General features: G+C 72.6%; 6 protein-coding genes and 1 other RNA gene. 4 read left to right on the top strand and 3 right to left on the bottom strand.

The features are described 5' to 3' along the window. The 3 genes from B8460_RS03815 to B8460_RS03805 form a co-directional block, all read left to right on the top strand. Positions 1–626, top strand: a 626-nt coding sequence (locus B8460_RS03815; RefSeq protein ID WP_048860247.1) for a 3-deoxy-manno-octulosonate cytidylyltransferase, incomplete at its 5' end; no start/stop codon positions are given. Continuing rightward, complete coding sequence (locus B8460_RS03810) at positions 623–1,465, top strand: prephenate dehydratase (protein ID WP_048860246.1); 843 nt, start codon at positions 623–625, stop codon at positions 1,463–1,465. The genes B8460_RS03815 and B8460_RS03810, both read left to right, overlap by 4 nt. Positions 1,466–1,476: 11 nt before the next feature. Continuing rightward, positions 1,477–2,337, top strand: coding sequence for an alpha/beta fold hydrolase (locus tag B8460_RS03805; RefSeq protein ID WP_158322698.1), 861 nt, complete (start codon positions 1,477–1,479; stop codon positions 2,335–2,337). 29 nt (positions 2,338–2,366) lie between these two features. Here the strand turns inward: B8460_RS03805 and B8460_RS03800 are convergent, their stop codons facing one another. From B8460_RS03800 to nudC, 3 genes are all read right to left on the bottom strand, one after another. After that, positions 2,367–2,801 carry a hypothetical protein gene (locus B8460_RS03800; protein ID WP_148360324.1) on the bottom strand — a complete coding sequence of 145 codons (435 nt, stop codon included), beginning with the start codon at positions 2,799–2,801 and terminating at the stop codon, positions 2,367–2,369. 73 nt (positions 2,802–2,874) lie between these two features. Beyond that, positions 2,875–3,279 (bottom strand): DUF488 domain-containing protein, encoded by a 405-nt coding sequence (locus B8460_RS03795; RefSeq protein WP_241771097.1) that lies wholly within the window; start codon positions 3,277–3,279, stop codon positions 2,875–2,877. A gap of 47 nt (positions 3,280–3,326) precedes the next feature. Continuing rightward, on the bottom strand, positions 3,327–4,265 hold the full coding sequence (gene nudC, locus B8460_RS03790; protein ID WP_048860244.1) for an NAD(+) diphosphatase: 939 nt from the start codon (positions 4,263–4,265) through the stop codon (positions 3,327–3,329). 94 nt (positions 4,266–4,359) lie between these two features. On the opposite strand from nudC, the gene ffs reads away from it, so the two are divergent. Next, positions 4,360–4,457: signal recognition particle sRNA small type (gene ffs / locus B8460_RS03785), an RNA gene on the top strand. The last annotated feature ends 176 nt before the right edge of the window (positions 4,458–4,633 follow it).

Below are 4,633 nucleotides of genomic sequence, written 5' to 3'. Positions count from 1 at the left end.
GGGCCGCCGGCATCGGTCCGGTCGCCGTCGCCTGCGCCGAGCCGGCGGTGGCCGAGGCGGTGCGCGCCGCCGGCGGCATCGCCGTGCTGACCGACCCGGCGCTGCCGTCCGGCTCCGACCGGGTGCAGGCGGCGCTCGCGGCACTCGATCCGGGGGGCGAACACGACGTGGTGGTGAACCTGCAGGGCGACTTCCCGACCGTCGAGCCCGCGGCGATCCGCGCCGCGCTCGACCCGCTCGCGGACCCGGCCTGCGACATCGGCACCCTCGTCGCGCCGATCGAGACGGAGGCCGAGGCCGCGCTGCCGTCGGTGGTCAAGGCCGCCTGTGCCTTCGCCCCCGGCGCCGCGGTCGCCCCCGCATTGTATTTCTCGCGCGGCGTCATCCCGTCCGGCGACGGGCCGCGCTGGCATCATGTCGGCATCTATGCATGGCGCCGCGACGCCCTCGCGCGCTTCACCGCCCTGCCGCCCAGCCTGCTGGAACAGCGCGAGACGCTGGAGCAGCTGCGGGCGCTGGAAGCCGGCATGCGGATCGTCTGCGCGCGCATCCCGGTCGGGCCGTTCGGCGTGGACACGCCCGCCGATCTCGACCGGGCGCGGCACATTCTGGGAGCGGTGCGATGAGCGGGCTGATCGCGTTCCAGGGCATACCCGGCGCCTATTCCGATCTCGCCTGCCGCAACGCGCATCCGGGGATGCACACCCTGCCGTGTCCCACCTTCGAGGCGGCGATCGAGGCGGTGCGCGACGGCCGCGCCGACCTCGCGATGCTCGCCTGCGAAAACAGCCTCGCCGGCCGGGTGCCGGACGTGCACTACCTGCTGCCCGATTCCGGCCTGTTCGTGGTGGGTGAGCATTTCCAGAGGGTCGAGCACTGCCTGCTCGCCCCGCGCGGCGGCACGATCGCGCAGGTGCGGCGCATCCACTCCCACGCCGTCGCACTCGGCCAGGTGCGCGGCCTGCTGCGCGAACTTGATGCGCAGGCGGTGGTGGAGGCCGATACCGCCGGCTCCGCGCAGCTCGTAGCGCAATGGGGCCGGCCGGCCGACGCCGCCATCGCCTCCGCCCTCGCCGCCGAGATCTACGGGCTCGACATCCTGCGCGCGAACGTGGAGGACGCGGCCCACAACACCACGCGCTTCTATGTCATGGCGCGCGAGGCCGAGAAGCCGCCGGCGGATGCGGCGGACGTCATGACGACATTCGTCTTTCACGTGCGCAACGTGCCGGCCGCGCTGTACAAGGCGCTCGGCGGCTTCGCGACCAACGGCGTCAACATGACGAAGCTGGAGAGCTACATGGTCGGCGGCGCCTTCACCGCGACGCAGTTCCTGTGCGACGTGGACGGCCATCCCGACCAGCCGCCGCTGCGACGCGCGCTGGAGGAGCTGCGCTTCTTCTCGACCGAGGTGCGCGTCCTCGGCGTCTATCGCGCCTCGCCGTTCCGCCACACGCAGCAATGACGGAGACCGCCATGCCGATGACCAAAGGCTATGCCGACGTGGCCGGTGTGCGGCTGCACTACGTCGAACAGGGCAGCGGCAAGCTGGTCCTGATGCTGCACGGCTTCCCGGAGTTCTGGCGCATGTGGCGGCGGCCGATGGAGGTGATCGGCGCGACCCACCGCGCGGTCGCCGTCGACACGCGCGGCGTGAACCTCTCGACCGGGCCGGACGCGATCGAGGGCTATACGGCCGATCTTCTGGTGGGCGACGTGGTGGCGCTGTTCCGCGCGCTGGGCCACGAGACGGCGGTGCTGGTCGGCCATGACTGGGGCGGCTTCATCGCCTGGGAGGTCGCGATCCGCCACCCGGCGCTGCTGGAGCGGCTGGTGATCGTCAATTCCGGCCACCCCGCGATCTTCACTGACCTCTACAAGACGAACGAGGCGCAGCGGCAGGCCAGCGCCTACATCGCGCATTTCCGCGCCGAGGGGTTCGAGGACCGGCTGGCCGCCACCGGCTACGCGAGTTTCGAGGACCTGATCCTCAAGCCCGGTCTCGCCGGCGGCGTGATGACGGACGCCGATGCCGATGCCTATCGCGCCGCGTGGCGCCGGCCGGGGTCCATGCGCCGGGCGCTGAACTACTACCGCGCCATGGGCGGCCAGCGACGGACGCCGGCGGAGGCGACGGTCCATGTACCGACGCTGGTGATCTGGGGCGAGCGCGACATCTACTTCGTCCCGGACAACGTCGACCGGCTGCCGGAGGTCGTGCCGGATCTCACGGTGCGGCGCTTCCCGGACAACGACCACTGGATCGTGCAGCAGCGGCCGGACGACATCGGGCGACTGATCGCCGCCTTCGCCGCCGGCGCGCCGCTGCCCGGCTGACGTCCCCGGCCGGCCGGAATCGTCCCGTCCTACCAGCCGAAGCCGGGGCCGAACCCCGGCCCGAAGCCGGGCCCCCAGGCGCCCCAGTTCCAGGCCGCGTCCTGATAGGTCTCGGCCGTCATCTGCTGCTCGTCGGCCAGATGCCGCGCCTCCTGGGCCGCGCGGAAGCGGCCATAGGCCTGCTGCGAGCCGACATAGAGACAACCGCACACCAGCGGATCGGCATAGACATAGCTCACGTCGTCGCCATGCACGCGTTGCACGAAACGGTGCGGCGGCAGACGCTGCAGCATCGCGAGCCGCGCCGGCGTGTTGGCCGGCCGGACGATGAAGCCGGCGGCGGCCAGATAATCTTCCCGCTGCGTCACGATCTCCTGCTGCGTGGCGCAGGCGCCCAGCAGAAGGACGGGCACGAGGCTGAACAGCGCCGAGGCGATCAGGGCCGCGGGCGGACGTGGACGCATGGGTGTGATCCTTCGTGGGTGATGCCCCCGATGGTGCCGCGCGCTTGCGCGATCGCCAAGCCGCCGCCGCGCGTCAGGGTGGCGCGGCGGCGCGGAGGTGGTGCACCGCCTGCCCGGTCTGCGCGCTCACCATGTCGGCCACCAGCCGGCGGTGGCAGGTGCGGTGGTCCTGCTCGAAACACAGCAGGCAGCAGGTCTGGCCGGCGGCCAGGGCCGTCGCCTCGGCCAGCGCGGCCCGGGGTTCGTCGCCCCGCATATGCGCGGCATAGATGCGCTCCATCGCGGCCACGTCGCCGCGCCGCACCGCGTCGCGGCCCGGCTTGGGCGTGCCGAGCGGCCGCAGATGCACGTAGCCGATGCCGGCCTCCCGCAGGGACGCCGCCAGGATATGCTTGGAAAAGCCCGGCTTGCGCGACGACGGCACGGCCCGGACGTCGAGCAGCAGCGCCACGCCCGCCGCGCGCAGCGCCGCCGTCACCGCATCGACGGTGCTGCCCTCGTAGCCGATGGTGCAGAGGTCGGGGGTCAGCCCGCCGCCATCCAGTCGTCGATCAGATGCCGGGCGATGCTGTCGCGCGGCGGGATCGAGAACCCGTGGGCGCGACGGTCGCGTATCTCGGCGCGGCTGAACCAGCGGGCGTCGCGCAGTTCCTCGTCGGCGATGGCGATCTCCTCGCTCAGCGCCTCGCCGTAGAAACCGAGCATGATGGAGGCCGGGAACGGCCAGGGCTGGCTCGAATGATAGACGACGTCGCCCACGCGCACGCCGGCTTCCTCGGCCACCTCGCGGCGCACCGCTTCCTCCAGGCTCTCGCCCGGCTCCACGAAACCGGCGAGCGTCGAATACATCGTCTGGGTCGGAAACCGGTGCGAGTGGCCGAGCAGGGCGCGGTCGCCGGCCACCACCAGCATGATCACCGCCGGATCGGTGCGCGGGAAATGCTGTGCCTCGCAGCCGGTGCAGACCATGACGTTGCCCGCGGCGCGCGGCAGGCACGGCTGCCCGCACACGCCGCAGAAACGGTGCCGGCTGCGCCAGTGCATCAGACCGCGGGCATGCGCCAGCATGGCCGCCTGCCCCGCGGGCAGGGCGGGACCGATGCGGCGCAATTCGGCAAAGCTGCCCAGCATCTCCGGCACGAGCGCGGCCGGTTCCTCCGCCGCGCTGAGGTCGACGGTGAACACCGGCCGGCCGTCCAGTAGCCCGAGCAAGGCCCAGGGATGGGCGGCGTCGTCGGGGCGGGGCGCGATCGCGGCGGCGGCGGCCGGGTCCAGCAGCACGGCCGCCGGCGCTCCTGCCTCGGTGCCCGTCACCAGGCTGCGGCTGCGCCACAGCGGCACGAATAGCGCATCCTCGGCCGCCATAAGCGCGGCGACCCACGCCGCGTCGTCCCGCCGTTCGCTCACCCGGTCGAGCGGGCTGCCGGTGTACACATTCGAGCGTGAAGCGATGATCCGCAGCATCGCCTCGTCCTGCCACGACCCCGCCCGGCGGGCAACCGGCCCGATCCCGCCCGTGGGTTGTGGCGTTCTCCGACAGGCATGATATGACGGAGCGGGAGGTCGGCGGCGGACGAGCGCCTCGCCAACCCGGTCAGGTCCGGAAGGAAGCAGCCGCAACGAGTTTCCGCTCGGGTCGTTCGTTCGGCCTCCCACCCGCTGCCCCGATGGCGCACGCAGCCGCGCCGCGCCCGGCCGGGGCACGGCGACACATCCAGGGGCGAGAGACAGCACCCACGCATGCCCGGCCTGTTCGCGGACGACCCCGACCCGCCGCCGCCCGTGCCCGACGGTCCCGGCCTGTTCGGTGAAAGCGCTCCGGCCGCGGCGCC

Source organism: Acidisphaera rubrifaciens HS-AP3, from assembly GCF_000964365.1.
GTDB lineage: Bacteria > Pseudomonadota > Alphaproteobacteria > Acetobacterales > Acetobacteraceae > Acidisphaera > Acidisphaera rubrifaciens.
The sequence above is the reverse complement of the archived record's forward strand: the minus strand, read 5'-3'. Positions and strand labels throughout refer to the sequence as shown.

What these genes read in the sequence shown, in the direction of transcription:
- B8460_RS03810 (WP_048860246.1), top strand. Translation starts at nt 623, where the DNA reads ATGAGCGGGCTGATCGCGTTCCAGGGCATACCCGGCGCCTATTCCGAT.
- B8460_RS03805 (WP_158322698.1), top strand. Translation starts at nt 1,477, where the DNA reads ATGCCGATGACCAAAGGCTATGCCGACGTGGCCGGTGTGCGGCTGCAC.
- B8460_RS03800 (WP_148360324.1), bottom strand. Translation starts at nt 2,801, where the DNA reads ATGCGTCCACGTCCGCCCGCGGCCCTGATCGCCTCGGCGCTGTTCAGC.
- nudC (WP_048860244.1), bottom strand. Translation starts at nt 4,265, where the DNA reads ATGCTGCGGATCATCGCTTCACGCTCGAATGTGTACACCGGCAGCCCG.